The sequence below is a fragment of the Paraburkholderia sp. RL18-101-BIB-B genome, from assembly GCF_046026985.1.
Classification (GTDB): Bacteria; Pseudomonadota; Gammaproteobacteria; order Burkholderiales; family Burkholderiaceae; genus Paraburkholderia.
In genome coordinates this window covers 126003-149385 of record NZ_JARESV010000009.1, presented here as the reverse complement: position 1 = coordinate 149385, position 23383 = coordinate 126003, and the positions used below count along the sequence as shown (strand labels likewise).

22 protein-coding genes are annotated in these 23383 nt (G+C 62.9%); 14 read left to right on the top strand and 8 right to left on the bottom strand.

The window, feature by feature from the left end; all coding sequences use genetic code 11:
• Positions 1-25: 25 nt before the first annotated feature.
• Entirely contained in the window at positions 26-3484 is a 3459-nt protein-coding gene (locus P0D73_RS16260; protein WP_408432029.1) for an adenylate/guanylate cyclase domain-containing protein, read from the bottom strand.
• 315 nt (positions 3485-3799) lie between these two features.
• Here P0D73_RS16260 and P0D73_RS16255 point away from each other — a divergent pair, with 315 nt between their 5' ends.
• The 5 genes from P0D73_RS16255 to P0D73_RS16235 all read left to right on the top strand — a co-directional run bounded on the left by P0D73_RS16255 (position 3800) and on the right by P0D73_RS16235 (position 8845).
• Entirely contained in the window at positions 3800-5500 is a 1701-nt protein-coding gene (locus P0D73_RS16255; protein WP_408432027.1) for a 3-(methylthio)propionyl-CoA ligase, read from the top strand.
• A gap of 231 nt (positions 5501-5731) precedes the next feature.
• Complete coding sequence (locus P0D73_RS16250) at positions 5732-6217, top strand: adenosine-specific kinase (RefSeq protein WP_132382561.1); 486 nt, start codon at positions 5732-5734, stop codon at positions 6215-6217.
• Positions 6218-6266: 49 nt separating this feature from the next.
• Positions 6267-7190, top strand: a complete 924-nt coding sequence (locus P0D73_RS16245) for an ATP adenylyltransferase family protein (RefSeq protein WP_408432143.1) — start codon at positions 6267-6269, stop codon at positions 7188-7190.
• A gap of 205 nt (positions 7191-7395) precedes the next feature.
• On the top strand, positions 7396-7698 hold the full coding sequence (locus P0D73_RS16240) for an ArsR/SmtB family transcription factor (RefSeq protein WP_132382559.1): 303 nt from the start codon (positions 7396-7398) through the stop codon (positions 7696-7698).
• An 85-nt stretch (positions 7699-7783) separates the two neighbouring features.
• Positions 7784-8845 (top strand): alkene reductase, encoded by a 1062-nt coding sequence (locus P0D73_RS16235; protein ID WP_408281652.1) that lies wholly within the window; start codon positions 7784-7786, stop codon positions 8843-8845.
• Between the two features lie 177 nt (positions 8846-9022).
• On the opposite strand, the gene P0D73_RS16230 is transcribed toward P0D73_RS16235, so the two are convergent.
• The gene (locus tag P0D73_RS16230) at positions 9023-9550 is read right to left on the bottom strand and encodes a GNAT family N-acetyltransferase (RefSeq protein WP_408281655.1); all 528 of its coding nucleotides are present in this window, start codon (positions 9548-9550) and stop codon (positions 9023-9025) included.
• A gap of 138 nt (positions 9551-9688) precedes the next feature.
• Between P0D73_RS16230 and P0D73_RS16225 the strand changes: the two genes are divergently transcribed.
• Complete coding sequence (locus P0D73_RS16225) at positions 9689-10336, top strand: VTT domain-containing protein (RefSeq protein WP_408281657.1); 648 nt, start codon at positions 9689-9691, stop codon at positions 10334-10336.
• Positions 10337-10353: 17 nt separating this feature from the next.
• Positions 10354-10965, top strand: a complete 612-nt coding sequence (locus P0D73_RS16220; RefSeq protein WP_408432025.1) for a LysE family translocator — start codon at positions 10354-10356, stop codon at positions 10963-10965.
• A 29-nt stretch (positions 10966-10994) separates the two neighbouring features.
• Here the strand turns inward: P0D73_RS16220 and P0D73_RS16215 are convergent, their stop codons facing one another.
• Genes P0D73_RS16215 through P0D73_RS16205 form a run of 3 tightly spaced genes read right to left on the bottom strand, consistent with a single transcriptional unit; the run spans position 10995 to position 12292 of the window.
• Positions 10995-11492: an SRPBCC family protein gene (locus P0D73_RS16215; protein WP_408432023.1), complete on the bottom strand. Its 498-nt coding sequence runs from the start codon at positions 11490-11492 to the stop codon at positions 10995-10997.
• A complete protein-coding gene (locus tag P0D73_RS16210; protein WP_408314785.1) occupies positions 11489-11827 on the bottom strand; it encodes an ArsR/SmtB family transcription factor in 339 nt (112 codons plus the stop codon). Before P0D73_RS16210 ends, P0D73_RS16215 begins: the two co-directional genes overlap by 4 nt.
• A 3-nt stretch (positions 11828-11830) precedes the next feature.
• The gene (locus P0D73_RS16205; protein ID WP_408314783.1) at positions 11831-12292 is read right to left on the bottom strand and encodes a VOC family protein; all 462 of its coding nucleotides are present in this window, start codon (positions 12290-12292) and stop codon (positions 11831-11833) included.
• Positions 12293-12579: 287 nt separating this feature from the next.
• Here P0D73_RS16205 and P0D73_RS16200 point away from each other — a divergent pair, with 287 nt between their 5' ends.
• The 3 genes from P0D73_RS16200 to P0D73_RS16190 all read left to right on the top strand — a co-directional run bounded on the left by P0D73_RS16200 (position 12580) and on the right by P0D73_RS16190 (position 15017).
• Entirely contained in the window at positions 12580-13032 is a 453-nt protein-coding gene (locus P0D73_RS16200; RefSeq protein WP_408177138.1) for a MarR family winged helix-turn-helix transcriptional regulator, read from the top strand.
• A gap of 16 nt (positions 13033-13048) precedes the next feature.
• A complete protein-coding gene (locus P0D73_RS16195) occupies positions 13049-13612 on the top strand; it encodes an isochorismatase family protein (RefSeq protein ID WP_408314781.1) in 564 nt (187 codons plus the stop codon).
• Positions 13613-13676: 64 nt separating this feature from the next.
• Positions 13677-15017 (top strand): MFS transporter, encoded by a 1341-nt coding sequence (locus P0D73_RS16190; RefSeq protein WP_408281671.1) that lies wholly within the window; start codon positions 13677-13679, stop codon positions 15015-15017.
• A gap of 83 nt (positions 15018-15100) precedes the next feature.
• Here P0D73_RS16190 and P0D73_RS16185 read toward each other — a convergent pair whose 3' ends face one another.
• Both P0D73_RS16185 and P0D73_RS16180 read right to left on the bottom strand, forming a co-directional pair.
• The gene (locus P0D73_RS16185) at positions 15101-16624 is read right to left on the bottom strand and encodes a CoA-acylating methylmalonate-semialdehyde dehydrogenase (protein ID WP_408314777.1); all 1524 of its coding nucleotides are present in this window, start codon (positions 16622-16624) and stop codon (positions 15101-15103) included.
• Positions 16625-16885: 261 nt separating this feature from the next.
• Positions 16886-17842: a LysR family transcriptional regulator gene (locus tag P0D73_RS16180; protein ID WP_408314775.1), complete on the bottom strand. Its 957-nt coding sequence runs from the start codon at positions 17840-17842 to the stop codon at positions 16886-16888.
• 265 nt (positions 17843-18107) lie between these two features.
• On the opposite strand from P0D73_RS16180, the gene P0D73_RS16175 reads away from it, so the two are divergent.
• Genes P0D73_RS16175 through aroQ form a run of 3 tightly spaced genes read left to right on the top strand, consistent with a single transcriptional unit; the run spans position 18108 to position 21099 of the window.
• Positions 18108-19514 (top strand): MFS transporter, encoded by a 1407-nt coding sequence (locus P0D73_RS16175; RefSeq protein WP_408177134.1) that lies wholly within the window; start codon positions 18108-18110, stop codon positions 19512-19514.
• A 33-nt stretch (positions 19515-19547) separates the two neighbouring features.
• On the top strand, positions 19548-20615 hold the full coding sequence (locus P0D73_RS16170; protein ID WP_408432021.1) for a Gfo/Idh/MocA family protein: 1068 nt from the start codon (positions 19548-19550) through the stop codon (positions 20613-20615).
• A gap of 43 nt (positions 20616-20658) precedes the next feature.
• Positions 20659-21099: a type II 3-dehydroquinate dehydratase gene (gene aroQ / locus P0D73_RS16165; RefSeq protein WP_132382529.1), complete on the top strand. Its 441-nt coding sequence runs from the start codon at positions 20659-20661 to the stop codon at positions 21097-21099.
• A gap of 60 nt (positions 21100-21159) precedes the next feature.
• On the opposite strand, the gene P0D73_RS16160 is transcribed toward aroQ, so the two are convergent.
• Complete coding sequence (locus tag P0D73_RS16160; protein ID WP_408432019.1) at positions 21160-22248, bottom strand: hypothetical protein; 1089 nt, start codon at positions 22246-22248, stop codon at positions 21160-21162.
• Positions 22249-22448: 200 nt separating this feature from the next.
• Between P0D73_RS16160 and P0D73_RS16155 the strand changes: the two genes are divergently transcribed.
• On the top strand, positions 22449-23354 hold the full coding sequence (locus P0D73_RS16155) for a LysR family transcriptional regulator (RefSeq protein ID WP_408250479.1): 906 nt from the start codon (positions 22449-22451) through the stop codon (positions 23352-23354).
• Positions 23355-23383: the final 29 nt, after the last annotated feature.

Here is a 23383-nt window from a genome sequence, read left to right as displayed (position 1 = left end):
GTCGGCGCCACGTGTCATCGATCGTTCACCCCTCGCACAACGCCAACGCATCGAGCAAGGCTTTCGCCTCTCGCATGTCGGCGGTGTCAAAGCCTTCTGCCAGGTTGCCGTACACCTCGGACAACGCCTGGCGCGCGTCCGCCGTTTTGCCCTGGCATTGCCACAAACGGGCGAGGCTCGATGCGGCCCGCAATTCGAACGACCTGGCGCCCTGACGGCGGGCCACGGCGATCGCCTGATGAAAGCAGTCCTCGGCGTCTTCCGCGCGGGTGGCATCGCCGATGCGAGCGCCCGACGCACCGAGCAGCAGATGCCCCTTGATCCGATGCAACTCCGCCTCGTAGCAGTGCTCGCCTGAACGGCTCACCATCGCCATCGCTTCGTCGATCGCGCCGAGGCCCGCATCCGTCTCGCCCGCTTGCCGGTAGCTGTCGGCGAGCAGCGCCAAAAAGTACGAGTACCCCATTTCGGCCCCGGTCGCCCGGTAGCCGGCCATTCCCTCGCGCATCTGCGCAATTCCCTCCTGGAGGCTTCCCTGCTGGCACAGCACCCTGCCGCGCAGAATCGTTCCCCACGCGAGCCAGAACGACATCCCCTGCTCGGCCGCGAGCGACACGACGGCCTCCGCGTACTTGCGGGTCAGCGTCGCATCACCGCGAAACTGATGCAGTTGCGCCGTGTAGGCCAACGTCAGCGCGAGGCTCGAGCCACCGCTATATTTCCGGGCCAGTGCAAGCCCCTCCTGACTCCGTTCGCTCGACTGATCGGGGTATCCCTGATGCCACAGGGTCCAGGCCATAAAGTTCAGGGCGCGCACGCCCGGATCGATCACGTGGTCGTAGACCTGCTCTTCGTGCCTTTCCTGGAAATAGAAAACCAGCGCTTGTTCCTGGTGGACGCGGGCAGCTTCGAGATCGCCCTGGAAAAACAGGCTTGACCCGAGCGCCAGATGCGCCTCCACCAGCAAGGCCGGTTTCCCGATCTGCCGTCCCATGCGCAGCAGCCGCTCTCCCAGTTCGTTCGCGGTACGGTACTCCGCGCGCAGCTGGTAATAAGTCCTCAGTCCCAGTTGCACCGGGAAGATCTTCGATGTCTCGCCGATCCGTTCGCACAACGTCAGCGCGCGCGTGTACGCCGCCACGACCTCCGGCGCGCCATAGCCGCGGACGGCCACCAAGGCGGGCCCCAGCGAGAGCAGCAGCGTCAGTTCCTGCTGAGCGCGCTCGGCCGTGTCAGGCAAATGCTCGAGTAACTCCCGCGCCGCGCCGAGATGACGCATCGCGTCCAGATGGGCGGAATGCTCGAGTGCCTGTTGCCCGGTGCGGTGCAGGTATTCCACGGCCTTCGGGACATTGCCGCTCAGCCTGTAGTGATGCGCCAATTCGCTCCAGTAATCCGCGATACGGGTGGAGAACAGCGCCTCGATGGCCTGCGCCGCACGCTCATGCAGGGCGCTACGGCGCTCAGTCAGCAGCGAGCGACCGGCGACTTCCTGGGTCAGCGCGTGCTTGAACGAATACTCGACCTCCGGAAACGCGGGACGCTCGTAAATGAATTCCGCGGCCTCCAGCCGGGCCAGCAGCTCCCGCAACGCGTCATCGGTCGGGGCGCCCTGCCCCTCGCAGATGCGCTGGACCAGACTAAACGAAAACTCCTTGCCGAGGACGGCAAGCGCCTGCAGCAAGTCCTTCTCCGCGACAGGGAGCCGGTCGATGCGAGCGGCCAGCACACCTTGCACGGTGGTCGGAATATGCAGCGCAGCCGGGGTGTGCTCGATCCGGAAACGGCCGGGTTCGCCCAGCAGCGCTTTCTCTTCGACCAGCGTCTGGACGACTTCCTCCATGAAGAAGGGATTGCCCTCCGTCTTCTCCAGGATGAGCTGTTTGAGCGCTACGAGGGTGGGATCGTCTCCAAGCAGCGCGGAGAGCAATCCCTGGGCCTCCGCCGGACCAAGCGGTTCGAGTCGCAACTGGCTGCAATGGCCCACGCGTTCCCAGACAGGCTGATACTCTGGCCGGTAGTTCACCAGCAGCAGGATCCGTGAATTCGCCACGCGGTCGATGAGGCTCAAGAGAAATGCTTCGGTCTCGCGGTCCAGCCATTGCAGATCCTCGAACAACAACTCGATCGGCTGGTCGCGGCTCTCCCGCGTGAGAAGCTCGATGATTGCGTCAATGGTCCGGTCACGCCGGATCTGCGGATCCATTTCCGCGAGCGCCGATCCTCGCTCGCCGATGCCTAGCAGGTAGAGAAGGTAAGGCACGAGATCCTCGAAGCTTCGCTCGAGAGTCAACGCCTTGCCCATAACCTTTTCCCGACACTGCCGCTCGTCGTCGCGGGCGGTGATCTGGAAATAGTTCTTCAATAGCTCGATGAGCGGCAAATAGGCGAAGGCCTTGCCGTGCGAAACCGAAAACGTCTCCAGCAACACACGGTTGCCCTGAGAGCGCTCCTTGAACTCATGGAACAGGCGCGACTTGCCGACCCCGGCCTCGCCTGCCACTGCGACGACCCGTCCGCGCCCCTCTTTTACTTCCTCCAGCGCCGCATGCAAGTGGTCCAGTTCGAGTTGCCGGCCCACGAATCGGGCAAGGCCGCGATATGCCGACAGTTGCAGGCGCGTGCGCAACGCGCCGGGACCCAATACCTCATACACGACGAGCGGCTCGGGAACCCCTTTGACCTGGGTGGCCCCCAGCGCCTTGAACTCAAAATATCCCGTGGCGAGTTTGTATGTGCACTCGCTCACCAGAATCGACGAAGGGGCGGCGATCCCTTCCATCCGGGACGCGATGTGAATCGTGTGGCCGACCGGATCGTAATCGGTGTGGAGGTCGTCCGTGCGGATCGAACGCACGACGACCTCACCGGTGTGGATGCCGACGCGAATTTGCAACGGGATGCCTTTTTCCAGACGAATCCGGTCCCCGTGGCGGCGCATCGCATGCTGCATCCGCAGCGCCGCATACAGCGCGCGCTGCGGATGGTCCTCGTGGGCGATGGGCGCGCCGAACAACGCCAGGATGCCGTCGCCCAGCGATTTGGCGACATAGCCCTCGTAGTAGTGGACAGCGTCCATCATCAGCGCGACGACGGGCTCGATCAGGCGCTGGGCTTCTTCCGGGTCCAGGTCGTGAACCAGCGCCGTGGACCCCGCCATGTCGGCAAATAGCGCCGTGACGGTCTTGCGCTCGCCGGCGATCTCGCCCCGGGCTTCCATGGCCGCCTGCTCGGCGCGGATGCGCTCGGCAAGGTGGTGTGGCGTGTAATGGACAGGCGCCGGGGACGGCTCTGAAACGGACCGGGACTGCGCGGACGCCCCTGTGGGCCCATCAGTCAGCGGCGCGCCGCACTCGCTGCAGAACTTCGCGGAAGACCCCGCCTCTTGTCCACAGCGCGCACACGTGCGTGCCAGCATGGCACGGCATGCTTCACAGAAGCTGGCCCCAGCGGGATTCTCGAATCCGCAGTTTGTGCAGCGCATACGATCCCTTCCCTTGTCCCGTGCCTGCTTCTAAACATTAGGCGCAGGACCCGGTTGCGACAAGAGCGCCCTCCAGGGCCGTATCGTTAATTAGCCGAATAAGGGACTTCGTCCCGGAAGGCGCCATCGAGGCTGGCAATATTCTCGTTAGCCATTTGCAACAGGTCCAGGGCTAGCCTATCTTGAATCACTGAACGGGATTGCTAGGTGGGTTAAGTCAGAGGCCAATAGAAGCATCAGCCGGTCAATTCGAGCACAACGAGTCAGCCTTCGAGTGCCAAAGCGAAGCGTTGAGAACAGCAGGGAGACGCGGCTATGACGACACCGCTGCATGGACAGATGATGGATGTGCCGCTGACGGTTTCTTCGTTGCTGGCGCATGCGTCACGCTACTTCGGCACGACGGAGATCGTGTCGAAGCGCGTCGAGGGCGACGTGCATCGCTATACATATCGCGATTGCGAGCGGCGCGCAAAGCAACTCGCGCAGGCGCTCATCGCGCTTGGCGTCGAAGCAGGTGACCGAATCGGCACGCTCGCATGGAACGGCTACCGGCATCTGGAAACGTACTACGGCACGACAGGCTTCGGCGCCGTCTGCCACACGATCAATCCGCGGCTTTTTCCCGAGCAGATCGCCTATATCGTCAATCACGCCGACGACAGCTATGTGCTATTCGACCTCACGTTCGCGCCGCTCGTCGATATGCTTGCGCCACAATGTCCGAACGTGCGCGGCTGGATTGCGATGACGGACGAGGCGCATAGGCCGCGCATGTCGACGGACGCATCGTGCTACGAAGCGTTGCTCACGGAGATGGACGGTCAATTCGACTGGCCGCTCATCGACGAGCGAAGCGCCTCGAATCTTTGCTACACGTCGGGCACGACAGGCAATCCGAAGGGCGCGCTGTATTCGCATCGTTCCACGGTGCTGCATGCGCTAGGCGCATCGCTTCCCGACGCGATGGGCTTGTCCGCGCGCGATTCCGTGCTGCCCGTCGTACCGATGTTCCATGTGAACGCGTGGGGCATTCCGCACGGCGCGCCGTTGACCGGCGCGAAGCTCGTGTTCCCCGGCAAGGACCTCGACGGCAAGTCGCTCTACGAGCTGATGGAAGCCGAGCGCGTCACGTGTTCGGCGGGCGTGCCGACCGTGTGGCTCGGGCTGCTCAACTACGTGCGCGAAGCGGGCGTGCGCTTCTCGTCGCTGGAGCGCACGATAATCGGCGGCTCGGCGTGCCCGCCCGCGATGCTCAGGATGTTCAAGGACGACTATGGCGTCGAGGCCATCCATGGGTGGGGCATGACGGAGATGTCGCCGCTCGGCACGCTCGCAAGACTCAACTGGGAGCAGATGCAGCGCTCGCCCGACGAGCAGCGCAGGCTGCTCGAGAAGCAAGGGCATGTGATCTATGGCGTCGACATGAAGATCGTCGGTGACGGCGGGCGCGAATTGCCGTGGGACGGCGTCGCGTTCGGCGATCTGCATGTGCGCGGGCCGTGGGTGATCGACCGTTATTTCCGCCACGATACGTCGCCGCTCGTCGATGGCTGGTTTGCGACGGGTGACGTCGCGACGATCGATCGCGACGGCTTCATGCGCATTACCGATCGCAGCAAAGACCTGATCAAGTCCGGCTGCGAGTGGATCAGTTCGATCGACATCGAGAACGTGGCAGTCGCGCATCCCGCGGTGGCGGAAGCGGCGTGTATTGCCTGCGCGCATCCGAAATGGACAGAGCGGCCGCTGCTGGTGGTCGTCAAGCGTCCCGATACCGATGTGACCCAGGACGAGCTGCGTGGATTCTACGAAGGCAAGGTCGCCAAATGGTGGATTCCCGACGATGTCGTCTTCGTCGACGAGCTGCCCCACACCGCAACCGGGAAGCTGCACAAGCTGAAGCTGCGTGAGCAGTTCCGCGATTACATATTGCCGTCGGCACGCAAAGTTCAGAACTGTCCCTTGACCGATGAGGTTACGGCGGCCTCTGGGTCAACGCCTGTACCCGAATGATTGAAAGAGGCTGTCAAAGGACCGCGCCAGACATGAATGCCGGCTGATAACGAGAAAACAGCAGGCTGGCGAGACCTCATCGGCGAACTGTGCTTCCGCTGAAGGGCGGTTAGTACTAGCCTAGAAGATGGGGTAAAGCGGTGGACTGGCTGGCGCAAATCTCTGAAGTCACAATTGCCGGTCGTCTGCGCGTCTTTACCGGTGTGCTGTCGCAACGGAGCGAGGTCCGATATGCAATTGTCCGCCGTCACAATCGTCAAGCCCGAAACGACTAACTTCATCCTCGGGCAAACCCATTTCATCAAATCCGTCGAGGATATTCACGAGGCAATGGTTGGCACCGTGCCCGGCATCAAGTTTGGCCTGGCGTTCTGCGAGGCATCAGGCAAGCGCCTCGTGCGCCGCTCCGGCACCGAGGAAAGCCTGGTCGAGATGGCTTGCAAGAACGCGATGAGCGTCGCCGCGGGCCACAGCTTCTTTGTTTTTCTTGGAGACGGTTTTTTTCCGGTCAACGTGCTGAACGCAATCAAGGCGGTGCCCGAGGTATGCCGGATCTTCTGTGCGACAGCGAATCCCGTCGAGGTGTTGATCGCGGAAACGGACCAGGGCCGTGGCATTGTCGGTGTGATTGATGGATTCTCGCCGCTCGGCGTCGAAAGCGAGGAAGACGTGCAATGGCGCAAGGATCTGTTGCGCACGATCGGTTACAAGCTTTAGCGGCAATCGATGAGCGTGCCCAATGACGAACCTGTCTCCGCAACGAACCATGGAAGATCGACGCCTTCCACCGGGAACCCTGTGGCCTGCCATGCTGCGCCAGACCGCGCACGCGCTGCGCTGCGGCGCGCTGCAACAGATCGAAACCTTCCAGGCGGTGATCGAAAGCGGCGGCATCCGTTTTATCGTGCGGCAGGTCTCGAGCCTGAACCGCAAGGAGCAGCAGCGCCGGCAAACGCAAAAGCTTCATGGCGGAGAACGTCCATCCAAGAATCCATTCCTTCCCTACGAGCCGGATCTCTTTGTCGCCGATATCTCTGACACGCATCTGGCTTTGCTTAACAAGTTCAATGTCATCGACAATCATCTGCTGATCGTTACCCGTGCTTTCGAACCGCAGGACGCGCTCCTCAACCTGGCCGACTTCGAGTCGCTGATTGCCTGTATGGCCGAGTTCGACGGCATCGGTTTCTACAATGCAGGCGCTGCCGCGGGCGCGAGTCAGGCGCACAAGCATCTGCAAATCATGCCGCTGCCGCTCGGCGACTCTGAACCGCCGGTCCCCATCGAGCCCGTTCTCGCAACCACGCTTGCCGATGGTCTGCCGCAATGCGTACCAGGGCTGCCATTCCGGCATGCGTTCGCGCACCTCGAACCCGGCGCCGCGATCTCCGTGGCTGCGGCGCAGTCGGTCCTCTCCTGCTACCGTGCACTGCTCGAAGCCGCCGGCGTCCGACCGGTCGAGTCCAACGGTGAACTTCGTCAATCGGCGCCGTACAACCTGCTCGTTACACGCCGATGGATGTTGCTCGTACCGAGGTCGGAAGAGCGTGTCGAGGGCGTATCAATCAACGCATTGGGATTCGCCGGATCGCTCTTCGTGCGCGACGCGGCGCAGATGAAAGTGATCGAGCGGCTCGGCCCGATGGCCGCGCTGCAGCGGGTCGCGCTCCCCGCGACCGGTCTGCGATAGTGGGTCGATGTGGCGTTTCATCTGATCGGAGGTGCGTCGAAAGTAGGGCCTTGTCGGGCGTCCACACCTATCACCCCCATCGCCAGTAGTGCCTTCGTGCATATCGTCGAAATCCGATATATGATTCGTCCTGTAGCGATGCAGTCGTGGGGGCGCCAACCGGCGCCCCCAACTGGCTGTTGTTGATGACCCTGAAACCCACCCAATGACGCTCGACATCGACGCGATTCACAAAGCGCTTGCCAATCCTGTTCGCCGGGAGATTCTTGGCTGGCTGCGCGAGCCGTACGCGCATTTCGGCGACCAGGAACTGCCGCTCGATTACGGCGTGTGCGCGGGCAAGATCAACGAACACTGCGGCTTGTCGCAGTCCACCGTGTCGGCCCACCTCGCGGCTTTGCAGTGCGCGGGCCTCGTCACGTCGAAGCGGGTGGGTCAATGGGTGTTTTTCAAACGCAACGAGGCCGTCATCCAGGCGTTCCTCGAGCACATGAACACGCAGTTCTAGGCGCTGTTATTCGCAGTGCCGCGCTTCTTTCATCAAGCAGTTTTTTCGGCTCGGGCCGCGCGCCCTCGGCCAAAGGTGAACTCATATGCCGACTCTTTTCGATCCGCTGCAAATTGGTGACATCACGCTGCCGAACCGCATCATCATGGCGCCGCTCACGCGCCAACGCGCCGAAGAAATCCGCGTGCCGAATGCGCTGATGGCGAAGTACTACGCTGAACGCGCGAGCGCCGGCCTGATCATCAGCGAAGCGACGTCTGTCACGCCGCAGGGCGTGGGTTATGCCGAGACGCCGGGCATCTGGTCGCAGGAGCAGGTCGAAGGATGGAAACTCGTTACGAGCGCCGTGCACGCCGCCGGCGGCAAGATTTTTCTGCAACTGTGGCATGTCGGCCGTATTTCGGACCCGCTGTTCCTGAACGGCGAACTGCCGGTCGCGCCCAGCGCGATCGCGGCACAAGGCCACGTGAGCCTGGTGCGTCCGGAGCGTCCCTATGTGACGCCGCGCGCCCTGGAACTCGATGAAATCGCCGGCGTGGTCGAAGCCTTCCGCAAAGGCGCGGCAAACGCGAAGGCAGCCGGTTTCGACGGCGTTGAAGTGCACGGCGCGAATGGCTATCTGCTCGACCAGTTTCTGCAGGACAGCACCAACAAGCGTACCGACGCCTACGGCGGCCCGATCGAAAACCGCGCGCGTCTGCTGCTCGAAGTCACCGACGCCTGTATCGACGTGTGGGGCGCGAACCGTGTCGGCGTGCACCTCGCGCCGCGTCGCGATGCGCACGCCATGGGCGATTCCGATCCGGCCGGCACCTTCGGCTATGTGGCCCGCGAACTCGGCAAGCGCAAGATCGCGTTCATCGCCGCACGTGAAGCGCTCGGCGACGACCGTCTCGGCCCGCAACTGAAGAAAGCCTTCGGCGGCCCGTACATCGCGAACGAAAAGTTCACCAAGGAAACCGCGCAACAGGTGCTCGACGCGGGTGAAGCGGACGCGGTGGCGTGGGGTCAACTGTTCATCGCGAATCCGGATCTGGTGCGCCGCTTCGCCACCAATGCGCCGTTGAACAAGCCGAACCCGGCGACGTACTATGCACGCGGCGAAACTGGCTACATCGATTATCCGACGCTGGAAACCGTGGAATAAGCCTTGCAGCAAGCTGTAAAAAAGCGAAGCTATGCGTGGGGTCGACGGAGGTTAAGCCGCTGAGTCAAAGCGGCAAATGCATGGCAGTACGCTAAAAACCGCGCGGCGGGTGTGACATGAACGATATGTTCCGGTCATACCCGCCGCGTTTTTTTATGCCTGAAAGAAAAGCGCATATCACGCAAGATCACGCCGCATGAACACCCTCTTCGATTCGTCGAGTCCTCGCGCGATATGCGCGTCGCGCCGCGCGATCAATGCCGCGTCGAGTTCGGCTTCTTCGATATCGCGAAACCCGAGCCGCCGATAATACGGCGCATTCCACGGCACCTCGCGAAACGTCGACAGAATCAGTTGCGTGAGTCGTTGCGCGCGAGCAATTTGCGCGACCTGCTCGATCAGCGCCGCGCCGATCCGCTGCCCCGCGTGTGAGGTGAGCACATCGAGTTCCTGCACGTAGATGCGCGTGGGCTGCAGCTCGAACATCACGAAACCGGCACACGTCGCATCGGCAGCCACGGCAACGATGATTTCCCGCGCCGCGATCTTGCGCTCGACGAGTTCCAGGTCCATCGGCGGCGCATCCGCGATGCCCGCCATATCGACGCTGAGGAAGCGCTGCCCCGCTTCGAATTCGATCGTGCGGATGGCGTTCGCATCGTGCGGCTCGGCAAAGCGGAAGGTGACAGCGGTGGCGTGTTGCATGGGCGTTTTCGCAGGTGTGTAGTGCTGGTTATTCTCGACGACACGCCCCGATATTGACATCACCTCCGAGAAATAGACAAGTCAGCGCGCCGCGGCGGGACTAAACTCCTGAAGATCTGAATTTCCCTTCGACCCAAGATGGATCTGATGCATGTGCTGCAGGTCGCCCTGCACTTCGACCAGCACCTGAGCGGCCTGATCGTGCAATACGGCACCGCCGTCTACGCGATGCTGTTTCTCGTCGTATTCGTCGAAATTGGCTTCCTGCCGCTATTCTTCCTGCCCGGCGATCCGCTGATCTTCATTTGCGGCGGTCTCGCGGCCGCCGGCGCGCTGAACGTCTGGCTCGTGATTCCGGTGCTGTTCGCCGCGACGGTGGCGGGCAGCATCGTCGACTATGCGATCGGGCGCGCGATCGGCGAGAAAGTCTATACCGCCGACTATCGCTGGCTCGACAAGAACGCGCTGCGCAAGGCGCATGCGTTTTACGAAGCACGCGGCGGACTGACCTTCCTGCTGTCACCGTTCATCGCCGTGGTGCGCACCTTCGCGCCGTTCGTCGCGGGCGTTTCGCGCATGACGTTCGCGCGTTTCGTGTCGTTCGTCACGGCGGGCGCGGCGCTGTGGATCGTATCGCTGGTGGCGGCCGGCTATCTGTTCGGCAATGTGCCGCTGGTGCGCGATCATATGAGTTCGATCGTGCTGCTGGGCGTCGCGCTCGGCGTCGGCTCGCTGCTCGTGAGCGGAGTGTGGCGCTTCGTCAACCGGCGCTTGCGCGCGCACTGAAATTCGTGGAGATCGTCATGACGCTAACCGCCTTGCTCGTTTTCGCCCTCGCGCTGATCGTCGCGGCCGGCACGCCAGGACCGAGTATCGCCGCGTTGGTCGCGCGCGTGCTGACCAACGGCTTTCTCGACGTGCTGCCCTTTCTCGCCGCCATGTGGATCGGCGAGGCGCTCTGGCTCACCTGCGCGGTGGCCGGACTTGCAGTGATTGCGCGCAGCTTCGGCATGGTGTTCGTGGTGCTCAAATTCATCGGCGTGGCGTATCTGCTGCTTCTCGCCTGGAAGATGTGGCGCGCGCCGGCTGACGTTCAAGGCAGCGAGTTGCCGAGCGGCCGCTCGCCGTGGCGCATGTTCGTGGCGGGTCTGCTCGTCACGCTCGGCAATCCGAAGATCATGATGTTCTACCTCGCGCTGTTGCCGACCATCATCGACGTGTCGCGCATTGGCACCGTCGCGTGGTTCGAACTCACGCTCACCATGCTGATCGTGCTGATGGCCGTCGACTTCGGCTGGGCGCTGCTCGCCACGCGAGCGCGCAAGCTGCTCACCACGCGGCGCGCCGTGAAGATCGCCAACCGCGCGAGCGCGACGGTCATGGCGGGCGTCGCGGCCGCGATCGCCACGCGCTGAGGCTTTGCGTCGCTGGAACGCCCGAGCGCTCAGCCAGTCGGTCCGGACGCCTGTACGGCCGTTCGCAGTGAAGCCAGTAACGCTTGCCACCATTCGCCGTGCCGCAGCAGAAACACGCGATCGGGGAAATGGTGGCGCGCCACGTGTTCCTGCGGCACGGTATCCCAGCCGCGATGTTCAACGGTCACTCGTGTTTCGTCGCCCACCGCTTCGAAACGCACCTCGACGTGCGTGTGTTGCGCGTCGCTGAAACTGGCCTGACGCCAGCCGAACGCGAGGCGCTCGCCCGGCTCCCAGACCGTGACGCGGCCAATCTCGAAGACGCTGCCGTCCGCCTGCGTCTCGATCAGGCGCCCCTGTCCGCCCGCTTGCTCGGCCGGTTCGAACGACAACACGCCGGCGCTCTGCGGCGTGAACTGAAAGAGCTGATTGGGCCGCCACCATGCGCCGATCTCGCGCGTGAAAACGTCGAACGCGCGTTGCGGCGAGGCGGCCACGCGCAACGACACCTGCACGCGCGAACTCATCCCTGTACCTCCAGATGCGCTTTGAACGACAGCAATTGCCCGGCCCACATGGCCTCGGTCTGTTCGAGCCACGCCTTCAGCTCGGCCATCGGCGTCGAGCGCAGCACGTAAAGGCGCACGCGCGCGTCGACGCCGTCATGCGATTCCTCGATCAACTGGCTCGAACGCAGCACACGCAAGTGCCGGCTCATCGCTTGAGGCGACAGGCCGGTGGCTTGCGCGAGTTCGCCGGCGCGCATCGGCTGACGGCTAAGCAGATCGACCACCTGCCGCCGGTTCGGATCGGCTAGCGCGGCCAGCGTGCGGTCGAGCGAGGCGCTCGCAGGCAGGGCCATGCGCTACACCCATCCTTCGATCTTCAGACCGCTGACGCGCTCGGCTTCCTCGCGCGACACGGTGCGAACCGTCTGGCCGAAGCTCCACACGTGCCCTTCCAGGTCGCGAGCGGCGTAGACGCGGTCGCCGTAAAACTGATCCTCCGGTTCGCGCGTAATCACGGCGCCCGCGGCACGCGCGCGGGCGCAATGCTCGTCGATGCCGTCACGCAATTGCACGTGCACCGACTGCGTGTTCTTGCCGCCGATCGACGCCGGACTGGCCGCGTTTTCCGACCATTCGCGGCAGACCATCAGGTAGCTGTCGCCGAAACGCATTTCCGAGTGGCCCAACTGGCCGTCGTTGTCCGTGATGACCATCTGGCGCTCAAAACCGAACGCCCGCTCGAGCCAGTCGAGCGCTGCAAACGGGTCTTTGTAGTACACCGCGGATCCCAGCGACGGACGATACAGCGGCTCGCTCATGATTGCCTCCTTTTGTAAACCTGACGGTTGATATTTAACACTATAGTTAAACAAATCGAGAAAGCAAGATCGAGATGCATAACACTGCCCTTCGCACATGAGTCGGTCGATGCGGACGCCAGGTACGAACGTGTCTTCGCAAAGAGCACGACTGACTTTGCAGCCTGATACCGTCTCCGACGGCGCACGCTTCGCCCTCCTTTCATTCTCCCCACGCCACCCCCTCACCTTGACTTCAACCAGATACGAAGGTAACCTTCGCAGGTAACCTTCACATCTGTCATGGCATGAGCAAGACCGATTTACCGGCCGATACCGAAACCCTGCACGCCATCGCGGAAGACCTGCGCGTGCTGGTCGGCAAACTGCGCCGCCGCTTGCGCGAAGAGTCGCATCTGGGCGATTTCACTCCTTCACAGGTGCAGGTCCTCGGCTTGCTGGAGCGCGAAGGTCCGGCAACGGTCACCGCGCTCGCGCGTGCTCACGGCATGCGTCCGCAATCCATGGGCGAAACGCTTTCGGTTCTGAAAGCCGCCGGCCTCGTCAGCGGCGCGCCCGATCCGAACGACGGGCGGCAAACGGTCCTCTCCCTCACACCCGCCTTTCGCAAGAAGATCAAGGCAAGCCGCGCGGCTCGCGAAGACTGGCTGTTTCGCACCATCCAGACGCGCTTCTCGGCGGCCGAGCAACGACAACTCGCTACCGGCGTCGACTTACTCAAACGCCTCATCGACTCGTAACTCTCAGGAGCAACTCATGGCATTCACTACGCTCGACCCAAAGACCGCACTCATCGTCGTCGATTTGCAGCAAGGTATTGTCGCGCTGCCCACCGCGCATCCCACTGGCGACGTCGTCAAGCGCTCGGCCGTCATCGCCGACGCGTTTCGCCGCCACGGCCTGCCCGTGGTGCTCGTCAACGTGACCGGCGGCGCGCCGGGCCGCGCGGAACAGGCGCGCCACGCCGGCGACTTTCCGGCCGGGTTCGCGGACCTCGTGCCTGAACTCAACGCGCAGCCGTCGGATCATCGGGTCACCAAGCGCACCTGGGGCGCGTTCACGAACACCGATCTCGAAGCCTATCTGCGCGAGCAAGGCGTTACGCAAGTGGTGCTCGTAGGCGTGGCCACCAGCATCGGTGTCGAATCCACCGCGCGCTACGCCAACGAACTCGGCTTTAACGTCACGCTCGTCGTCGACGCCATGACCGATCTCAATGCGGACGCTCACACCAACAGCATCACGCGCATCTTTCCGCGTCTCGGCGAAACCGGCACGACCCAGGAAGTCCTCGAGTTGCTCGAGCGCTCGCGCGCATGATGCCGGCTTCGATCACAGCTGGAAGTCTGCGCGCCGGCCTAACCCCGCACATGGAAACAGCCCGGTGAAAGGCACGTTCCGTTCGCTGCGCAATTTCAATTACCGGGTCTGGGCGAGCGGCGCGATCGTCTCCAACATCGGTACGTGGATGCAGCGCACGGCGCAGGACTGGCTCGTTCTCACGGAACTCACGCGTCACAATGCGACCTCCGTGGGGATCGTCATGTCGCTGCAGTTCGGCCCGCAAATGCTGCTGTTGCCGCTCACCGGTTATGCGGCCGATCACTTCGACCGTCGCAAACTGCTGTTCGCCACGCAGGCAGCCATGGGTACTTGCGCACTGGGCCTCGGTATTCTGACCGTCACCGGGCTCGTGCAGTTGTGGCACGTCTATGTGTTCGCGGGACTGCTCGGCTGCGTCACCGCGTTCGACTCGCCGGCACGCCAGACCTTCGTATCGGATCTGGTCGGCGAGGACGATCTGTCGAACGCGGTCGGCCTGAATTCCACCTCGTTCAACGCCGCGCGCATGATCGGGCCGGCGGTCGCGGGACTGCTGATCGCTTCGGTGGGCACCGGCTGGGTGTTTCTCATCAACGGGCTGTCTTTTGTCGCCGTGCTTGGTTCGCTGCGCATGCTGCGGTTGAGTGAACTGCATCTGAAGCCCCGTGCGGTGCGCTCACGTGGCAGTTTCGTGGAAGGCTTCAAGTATGTGTGGACGCGGCCCGACCTGAAGGCCGCGCTGTTGATGCTGTTCCTGATCGGCACATTCGGCCTGAACTTCCCGATCTTCATCTCGACGATGTCGGTCACTGCATTCCATGCGGGTGCGAGCGAATACGGCGTGTTGAGCTCGACCATGGCGATCGGCTCCGTGACCGGCGCGCTGCTCGCCGCGCGTCGGGCCAAACCGCGCATGGCGCTGTTGCTCGGCGCGGCGAGCGTGTTCGGCGTGGGCTGCACCGTGGCTTCGTTAATGCCGACTTCCGTGCTGTTCGGCATTGCACTCATGGTAATCGGCGTGTCGACGCAAACCTTCACGACGTCCACCAACAGTCTCGTTCAACTCACCACCGACCCCGTCATGCGCGGCCGGGTGATCGCGATTCTGCTGGCGATTGCGTTGGGCGGCACGCCGCTCGGCGCGCCGGTCGTCGGTTGGGTCGCGGACCGTTTCGGCCCGCGCTGGGCGCTCGGCGTAGGCGCGGCTTCGGGATTCGCGGCGGCGGTCGTCGGCTTGCTCTACCTGGTGAAATACCGCCAGTTCCGCGTGTATATGGACGGCAGACGTCTGCGCTATAGCGTCGACGATCCGCGTCAGGGGCCCGCATACGTCAGCGCCGCTATTGCCTTGCAAAACGCTGTCTTGAGCGAAGCGGAGGAAGATTCGTCTTCGGGCGTTTAAGGGGCCGTTGCCGCTCCCTCACGCAAAAAAGCCGCGCCTGAATCAGGCGCGGCTTTCTGAATGACAACCAACCCGCCGATAACTTACTTCGCCACCGGCATCGTGAATTCAGCCCCCTTGCCGATGCTGTCCGGCCAGCGCTGCATGATGCTCTTGTAGCGCGTATAGAAGCGCACACCCTCTTCGCCGTAAGCGTGATGGTCGCCGAACAGCGAGCGCTTCCAGCCGCCGAACGAATGCCATGCCATCGGCACCGGAATCGGCACGTTGATGCCAACCATGCCCACCTGAATCTGCCGGCCGAACGCGCGCGCCACACCGCCGTCCGACGTGAAGAGCGACACGCCGTTACCGAACTCGTGCGCGTTGATCAGCGCCACGGCGCTCGCGAAATCGGGCACCCGCACCACCGCCAGCACCGGGCCGAAGATCTCTTCCTTGTAGATCTTCATGTCCGTGCCGACATTGTCGAACAGCGTGCCGCCGATAAAGAAGCCGTCTTCGCTCGCCACCGGATGCGCGCGGCCGTCGACGACCAACTTCGCGCCCTCGGCCTCGCCCGACGCGATATAACCGGCCACCTTGGCCTTATGTTCGGCGGTAACCAACGGGCCCATTTCCGCGTCGAGATGTTCACCGTTCTTGATCACGAGCGATTTGACGCGCGGCACCAGCTTCTCGATCAGCTTGTCGGCCACGTTGCCGACCGCCACCGCGACCGAGATCGCCATGCAGCGCTCGCCCGCCGAACCGTAGGCCGCGCCGATCAGTGCGTCGACCGCCTGATCCAGATCGGCGTCCGGCATCACCACCAGATGATTCTTCGCGCCTCCGAGCGCCTGCACGCGCTTGCCGCGCTTCGACGCTTCCGTATGAATGTATTCGGCGATCGGCGTCGAGCCCACGAACGACAGCGCCGCGACATCCGGGTGATCGATCAGCGCATCCACGGCCACCTTGTCGCCGTTGACGACGTTGAACACGCCGTCCGGCAGTCCGGCTTCCTTCAGCAATTCGGCAATCCGCAGCGACGCCGACGGGTCACGCTCCGACGGCTTCAGCACGAACGTGTTGCCGCAGGCGAGCGCGACCGGGAACATCCACATCGGCACCATGACCGGGAAGTTGAACGGCGTGATGCCCGCAACCACGCCCAGCGCCTGCCGCAGATTCCAGTTGTCGATGCCGCCGCCGATCTGGTCGGTGAAATCGGTCTTCAGCAGGTTCGGAATGCCGCACGCGAACTCGACCACTTCGATGCCGCGCACCACTTCGCCTTGCGCGTCCGTGAACACCTTGCCGTGTTCGCGTGTGATCAGCATCGCCAGTTCGTCGTGATGCTTGTTCAGCAGCTCCTTGAACTTGAACAGAATGCGGGCGCGCTTGATCGGCGCGGTTTCGCTCCAGGCGGGAAAGGCGGCCTTGGCGGCTTGCACCGCCGCGTCCACTTCCTCGACCGACGCCAGCGCCACCGAGCCGGTCACCTTGCCGGTGGCGGGATTGAACACGTCCTTGAAGCGGCCGCTAGTCGGCGCGGCCGGCGCGCCGCCAATGTAGTGGCCCAACTGCTGCACCGACAGCTTCGCTTGTTCGTTCACTGCATTCATGTCCTTACCTCGTGTTCGGGATAAACCGCGGCGCGTCACCACCGGGCCATAGGCAAAAAATCGGGCTACTTCGCACAGCGCCAGAGCGGCGATCCGCTCGTCGGCAGGCTCCATCGAGACTTGCCAACTGTATCGACGGCGCCGGCCATATTCCCGATACAGCGAAATAAAACCGCGCCTCACTGTATTGTTTTTTGCATGGCAACTGTATTGGACCGCGGACCCCGCTCAGGCGTCAGCGCGCGTCGCGGCGTGGCTCGGTCAAAACCCGCCCACGCCGCGTGTCACCAGCGCGTACGGCCCGCTCGTCAACTGTTCCCGGAGAAATTCGATGCACACCTGGATCTTCGCCGACGACGACAAACGCTCCGCCGTCACGGCCCATACATCGGCGGACTGCAGGTAGTCGGGCAGCACGCGCACCAGTTCGCCGGCGCGCAGGCTCTCGGCCACGTCCCAGATCGACACCATCACCACGCCGTAGCCGTCCTTGGCCCACTGCACGACGATATCGCTGAGATTGGACGCAACGGTGCCCGTCACCTTCACGCTCTTTTCGCCGTTCGGACCGCTCAGGCGCCAGACGCCGAAGCGGTCGTCGCGTCCGCGAAACAGCAGGCAGTCGTGCTGGGTCAATTCGGCCAGTTCGAGCGGCGTGCCCCGCCGTTCCAGATAGTCCGGCGACGCGCAGAGTATTCGCGTGCTCTCCACTATCTTGTGCGCGATCAGGTGCGGCTCATGCACTTCGCCCACGCGAATGTCGATATCGAAGTTCTCGCCGACCAGATCGGCGCGCCGGTCCAGCAATTCCAGCCAGATCTCGAGATTCGGATGACGCTGACGCAGCAAGGCCAGAATCGGCGATACATGCTTGCGGCCGAGCCGCAGGCTCGTGCTGATGCGCAGCAAGCCGCGCAACTCGGTGCGGCGATCGGCGAACGCATCGGCCATGCCCTGCACGTCGTCGAGTATTTTCTGCGCCCACTGCAAAGCGGCTTCGCCGTCGCTCGTCACACTGACCCGGCGCGTGGTGCGCTGAAAGAGCTTCACGCCGAGACTGGCTTCCAGCATGGCAACGCGCTTGCTGACATGCGAGGGTGACAAACCCATTTCCGTCGATGCAGCCACGAAGCTACCCCGGCGCGCGATGTTGCAGAACAGCTGCAGATCGCGCAGGAAAGACTCATTGCTGGCTGTGAGCGCATTCTGATTTTCCATTTGGCCGCATTGTGTCCGTGCAGAACCACATTACCCTAGCCTTAACGAGCCGATCGGGCAAGCCATGCCGGTCGGATGAAATACTCGGGACACCCAGGCACTGGTTAACCCTGTACCGCCGTTCGATTGGTGCGCTGCACAGCAGCGATCGAGCATCCGGAAACAGGCCGCGTCCCGGAAAGTCCTGGCTTGCATAGTTTTGCTTTCAGGACGCCAATGAATCAGCCGTAGAAGCTGATCCAAACATTTCTGTTCAGGAGACAACATGGAAACGAATACATCGGCAGGCGGCCACGAACGCCGCTCGCAGGCTCGCAAGGCAACCGCCAGCGGCTGGATCGGCTCGGCACTCGAGTACTACGACTTCTTTATCTACGCCCAGGCAGCGGCCCTTATCTTTCCACAGTTGTTCTTTCCCTCGGGCAATCCGAAGATCGCCATCGTGGCTTCGCTCGCCACCTACGGCGTGGGTTACGTCGCGCGGCCGATCGGCGCGGTGGTGCTCGGGCATTGGGGCGACACCCACGGCCGCAAGAACGTTCTGCTCCTGTGCATGTTCCTGATGGGCATCTCGACGATGGCGGTCGCCTTTCTGCCTACCTATCACAGCGTCGGGCTGCTCGCGCCCGCCCTGCTGGTGGTGCTGCGCCTGATTCAGGGTTTCGCCGTGGCCGGTGAAATCTCGGGCGCGAGTTCGATGATTCTCGAACACGCGCCATTCGGGCGGCGCGGCTATTACGCCAGTTTCACGCTGCAAGGCGTGCAGGCGGGCCAGATTCTCGCCGCCGCCGTGTTCCTGCCGCTCGCCTACTTCATGGAAGAGAGCTCATTCAATTCGTGGGGCTGGCGCATCCCGTTCCTGCTGAGTGCCGTGGTGCTGATTGCCGGCTACTACATTCGCCGCGAAGTCCATGAAACACCGGCGTTCGCCAAGGAAGACGCGAGCGGCAACGTGCCCAAGTCGCCGATTGTCGAAGCCTTCCGCTACAACTGGCCCGATATGGTGCGCGTGATTCTCTGCTCGTTGATGAACGTGATCCCGGTCGTCGCCACCATCTTCGGCGCGGCCTATGCGGTGCAGGCGTCGTACGGCATCGGCTTTTCCAAGAGCGTCTATCTGTGGATTCCGGTAATCGGCAATATCGTCGCCGTGCTGGTGATTCCCTATGTGGGCAATCTTTCCGACCGGATCGGCCGGCGCCTGCCCATCGTCGTCGGCGCGCTCGGCGCGGGTCTGCTTTCGTTCGGCTACCTCTACGCGATCAGCATCCGCAACGTCCCGCTCGCCATGGTGATGTCGATCCTCATGTGGGGCATCGTCTATCAAGGGTATAACGCGATTTTCCCGAGCTTCTATCCGGAACTGTTCCCGACCCGTTCAAGGGTCTCCGCGATGGCCATCGGCCAGAACATCGGCACGACGATCACCGCTTTGCTGCCTGCGCTGTTCGCCTATGTCGCGCCGCCCGGATCGACCAATGTGCCACTCATCATCGGCACGATCACGTTCGCCATCACCATCGTTGCGGCGGTGACCGCATGGAGCGCACGCGAGAACTACCGCGTCAGGCTGAGCGATCTGGGTGAACCCAATGCCGTGCCGATCGACAAGGTCAGCTACGAGCGCATGCGGGCCGAGACCATGGCTGAAACGAAGAAAGCTCTCGCGTAATCCATTTCGCTCGAACTTCGAAGGAATCGATCCATGAACAGGACCCGGATCGCCGTGGCCGGCGCGGGCTACATCGGCCGCGCTCACATGGCCGTCGCGCGGCAGAGCGGCACGTGCTCGTTGTCGGCGATCGTCGACCCGTCGCCGGCGGCACAGGCGATCGCTACCCAGACCGGCGTGCCGCTTTACCGGACGCTCGACGAACTGCTCGAACGGGACCGCCCGGACGGTGTGATTCTGGCCACGCCGAACCAGTTGCATGTGGAGCACGCGCTGACCTGTCTCGCGGCCGGCGTGCCGACACTGCTCGAAAAGCCGATCGCATCCACGGTCGATGAAGCGGAATCACTGGTCGCCGAAGCCGAGCGTTGCGGCGTGCCGTTGCTGATCGGGCATCACCGCGCGCACAGTCCGATCATGGCCCGCGCGAAGCAACTAATCGACGAAGGCCGGCTCGGCAAACTGGTCGCGGTGATGGGCAGCGCGGTCTTTTTCAAACCGGATGAGTACTACGCCGACGCCCCCTGGCGGCGCGAGCCGGGCGGCGGGCCGATCCTGCTGAACATGATCCACGAGGTGCACAACCTGCGCATGCTGTGCGGCGATATCGTGGCCGTGCAGGCGTTTTCGTCGCATGCCACACGCGGCTTTCCGGTCGAGGACACAGTGGCGATCAACCTGCGCTTCGCGAGCGGCGCGCTCGGCAGCTTCATGCTGTCGGACACGGCCGCGAGTGCTCGTAGCTGGGAGCAGACGTCGCAGGAAAACAAGGCTTATCCGTCGTATCCGGACGAAGACTGCTATGTGATCGCAGGCACCTTCGGCTCGCTCGCTGTGCCCACCATGCGCCTGAAAACCTATGGCAAGGCCGAGGACCGTTCGTGGTGGAAGCCGTTCGCGGTCGGCGTTGCCGAGATGACTCGCGACGATCCGCTCAAGCTTCAGCTCGAACATTTCGTGCGCGTCATTCGACAAGAGGTGAAACCGCTCGTGAGCGCCCGCGACGGCCTGCAGAATCTGCGCATCACCGAGGCAATCGTGGAAGCGGCCAATGCCGGTTCCGTGGTCAGCACGACGCCCGCGGTCGCAGCAGCGCATTGATATCGCATCGCCTTTACTGAATCCATTACTCCAGGAACGCCCCATGAAAACGTTCGTGATGCTTCACGGCATCAACCACAATATGTTCGGCAAGCGCGACCCCGCGCAATACGGCACCGTGACGCTCGCCGAAATCGACAGCAGCCTGCAGGCATTGGGCAAGGAACTGGGCGTGCAGGTCGAGAGCTTTCAGACCAACAGCGAAGCCGCCATGTGCGAACGCATCCACCAGGCTTTCACGGACAATGCCGACGGCGTCATGATCAACGCCGGAGCATGGACGCATTACAGCTACGGCATTCGCGATGCGCTGGCGATCTTGACGGTGCCGGTGGTGGAAATTCACATGTCGAACATCCACGCGCGCGAAGCGTTCCGGCATGTTTCCGTGTTTGCCGAAGTCGTCAAAGGGCAGATTTGCGGCTTTGGCGTCGAGAGTTATCTGCTGGGGCTGCGAGCGGCTGTATCGGCGACGGCCGCTTAAATAACGGTGATTTTGCGTCGCCGCGCCCGGAGTCGTTCACCGTGCGCGGCGAATGCTCCATCAGCGCCATGCATCAGTCAGCTCGTTGGCCAGCACCATCTTCTCGCGGATCACTTCGACAAAGGCGGCGTCGGCGGCGCCCTGCGCCTTGAGGAATTTGAGCGCGGCGGAATGCACGGTGCGCATCGCCCGTCCGTCGATTCCGCTCATGCGCGCCGCGCCGCGACGCGTCTCCTCCACCAGATCGCGCGCGCTGCTGAAATCGGGCGACAAGCCGCTCTGCGTTTCGAACCGGCTGCGCAGATCCGTCGCGTAATCGCGCGAGGTTCCAAGCCGGTCCATATCGATCAGCAGATCGACACCGTCCGCCACGCGCAACGCGCACAGAATCCACAGCGCGACGAATGCCCGATACGCGTTATTGCCTTCCGCGGTGCGCGCATAGTGCTCGCACGCCATTGCATAAGTGTCGTCCGAAGTGGGCGCCGCGGGCGGCAAGCTCACGCCGCAGATCTCGATGGCCTTACTGACTAGCGGGTCCGATTGATTCAGCCCGAGCACACGAAACGGCGCGGCCACGAAAAACGGATTGTTCCATTGCCGACTGAGCAGCCACCCCGAAGCGAACTGCGAGGCCGGATTTCGCAACACGCCCACATGCATGGCCTGCGGAAAAGCCTGCTTCAGCCACGGCAGCCGGCCGGACGAGCGGCAAAACTTGAAGACCGGCACGCTGCCCTGTTCGGTAGTGCGCTCGCACAGGTTGCGTAGATAGGCCTGCAATGCCGGAAATTCCGCATCAGGCACGCTGGAGAAGCGATCGAGACTGAAACCCCTGCGATATCCGTCCACACCGCGAACGCCTTCGCGCAGAAACGGGCGATATTCGTGGAAATACGGCGCGTCAAGCGGCGGATGGCCCGATGTCAGCGTGGGACGCGACGCGGACACCTCGGCCAGGCTCAGGTCCGCGAGCACGTTGCTGAGCGGCTCATAAAAGCCGGTCACGCTGTCGAGTTCGCGCAGACGCGACCAGACCCACGTTCCCGCGCTACGCCAGCCAGTGTGCAGAAACACCGCCTGTTTCAACGCGCTGTTCCGCGCGGCATCGTTTGACGGGCCATTCGACGGCTCAATGGACAACGGCATGTGGACTTCTCTTCAAATGAAAGCAACAGGTAAGCGGCGCAAACGCATACTTTAGCGGCTCACGCCGCCGACTGCATGACAGAAGCATCACTTTACCTTGCAAGCCGCACCGCATTCGTCGGCGCGTGTGCCAGACTGAACTGGAATCGCGCATCCAAACGCTTTAAGCTGCCAGACTTCCGAACTCAAACGTCGCTCACATGAACGATTCGGCCGATATCCGCTTCCTGTTGACGCTGCGCGAAAGCGGCAGCCTGATCGCCGCGGCGCGAAAGCTGGGCTTGTCGCCCTCGGCGGTCACGCAGCGACTTCAGCAACTGGAAAAGAAACTGGGCGCGCAACTGGTGAACCGCACGGCGCGCCGCCTGCAATTCACGGAAGAAGGCACGCTGCTGTGCGAACGCGGCGCCGACCTCGTCCAGCAGTTCGACGCACTGTTCGAAGACCTGCAGATGCGTCGCGGCGGACTCGTCGGCACGCTCAAAATCAATGCGCCGCTGGGGTTCGGGCGGCGGCACCTCGCGCCCGCGATTGCCGATTTCCAGCAGCAGAATCCGGATGTCGACGTCGCGCTGACGCTCTCCGACAAGCCTCTGACCGAGACGATGGACCGCTTCGATATCGTCGTGCATATCGGCGAGTTGCCGGTGTCGAATCTGATCGGCTACACGATTGCACCGAATGCGCGTTTCGTCTGCGCGGCGCCCGCGCTGATCAAGCGAGTGGGCATGCCGGATTCTCCGGATGAATTGAGCAAGCTGCCCTGCATCGTGCTGCGCGAGAACAACGAAGATGTCTCGCTATGGCAGTTCAGCAAAGGCCGCACGCGCCGCAGCGTGCGCGTGTCTGCTCATTTGAGTTGCAACGATGGCGATGTGATCCGCCAGTGGGCATGCGAAGGGCGCGGCGTGATCCTGCGCTCCGAATGGGACGTGGCCGACGATCTCGCGAAGGGCAAGCTCGTGCGTTTGCTTTCAGGATGGAAAGCGCCCGATGCCGACGTCATGGCGCTCACGCATCAACGCGCGGGCCTGCCGGCGCGCACCCGTCATTTCATGCAGTATCTGCAAAGCAGGTTCAGGCCGCAGCCGCCCTGGCGGCGATAAGTGTCGAAATCCGCTTGCAGGAAGGCGCA

Excerpts from the sequence above, each read along its gene's own strand:
- P0D73_RS16205 (WP_408314783.1), bottom strand. The coding sequence starts at position 12,292 with ATGAGCGAGCCGCTGTATCGTCCGTCGCTGGGATCCGCGGTGTACTAC.
- P0D73_RS16250 (WP_132382561.1), top strand. The coding sequence starts at position 5,732 with ATGCAATTGTCCGCCGTCACAATCGTCAAGCCCGAAACGACTAACTTC.
- aroQ (WP_132382529.1), top strand. The coding sequence starts at position 20,659 with ATGAAAACGTTCGTGATGCTTCACGGCATCAACCACAATATGTTCGGC.
- P0D73_RS16160 (WP_408432019.1), bottom strand. The coding sequence starts at position 22,248 with ATGCCGTTGTCCATTGAGCCGTCGAATGGCCCGTCAAACGATGCCGCG.
- P0D73_RS16200 (WP_408177138.1), top strand. The coding sequence starts at position 12,580 with ATGAGCAAGACCGATTTACCGGCCGATACCGAAACCCTGCACGCCATC.
- P0D73_RS16180 (WP_408314775.1), bottom strand. The coding sequence starts at position 17,842 with ATGGAAAATCAGAATGCGCTCACAGCCAGCAATGAGTCTTTCCTGCGC.
- P0D73_RS16185 (WP_408314777.1), bottom strand. The coding sequence starts at position 16,624 with ATGAATGCAGTGAACGAACAAGCGAAGCTGTCGGTGCAGCAGTTGGGC.
- P0D73_RS16210 (WP_408314785.1), bottom strand. The coding sequence starts at position 11,827 with ATGGCCCTGCCTGCGAGCGCCTCGCTCGACCGCACGCTGGCCGCGCTA.
- P0D73_RS16240 (WP_132382559.1), top strand. The coding sequence starts at position 7,396 with ATGACGCTCGACATCGACGCGATTCACAAAGCGCTTGCCAATCCTGTT.
- P0D73_RS16220 (WP_408432025.1), top strand. The coding sequence starts at position 10,354 with ATGACGCTAACCGCCTTGCTCGTTTTCGCCCTCGCGCTGATCGTCGCG.
- P0D73_RS16255 (WP_408432027.1), top strand. The coding sequence starts at position 3,800 with ATGACGACACCGCTGCATGGACAGATGATGGATGTGCCGCTGACGGTT.
- P0D73_RS16195 (WP_408314781.1), top strand. The coding sequence starts at position 13,049 with ATGGCATTCACTACGCTCGACCCAAAGACCGCACTCATCGTCGTCGAT.
- P0D73_RS16235 (WP_408281652.1), top strand. The coding sequence starts at position 7,784 with ATGCCGACTCTTTTCGATCCGCTGCAAATTGGTGACATCACGCTGCCG.
- P0D73_RS16170 (WP_408432021.1), top strand. The coding sequence starts at position 19,548 with ATGAACAGGACCCGGATCGCCGTGGCCGGCGCGGGCTACATCGGCCGC.
- P0D73_RS16225 (WP_408281657.1), top strand. The coding sequence starts at position 9,689 with ATGGATCTGATGCATGTGCTGCAGGTCGCCCTGCACTTCGACCAGCAC.
- P0D73_RS16230 (WP_408281655.1), bottom strand. The coding sequence starts at position 9,550 with ATGCAACACGCCACCGCTGTCACCTTCCGCTTTGCCGAGCCGCACGAT.
- P0D73_RS16175 (WP_408177134.1), top strand. The coding sequence starts at position 18,108 with ATGGAAACGAATACATCGGCAGGCGGCCACGAACGCCGCTCGCAGGCT.
- P0D73_RS16215 (WP_408432023.1), bottom strand. The coding sequence starts at position 11,492 with ATGAGTTCGCGCGTGCAGGTGTCGTTGCGCGTGGCCGCCTCGCCGCAA.
- P0D73_RS16260 (WP_408432029.1), bottom strand. The coding sequence starts at position 3,484 with ATGCGCTGCACAAACTGCGGATTCGAGAATCCCGCTGGGGCCAGCTTC.
- P0D73_RS16245 (WP_408432143.1), top strand. The coding sequence starts at position 6,267 with ATGGAAGATCGACGCCTTCCACCGGGAACCCTGTGGCCTGCCATGCTG.
- P0D73_RS16155 (WP_408250479.1), top strand. The coding sequence starts at position 22,449 with ATGAACGATTCGGCCGATATCCGCTTCCTGTTGACGCTGCGCGAAAGC.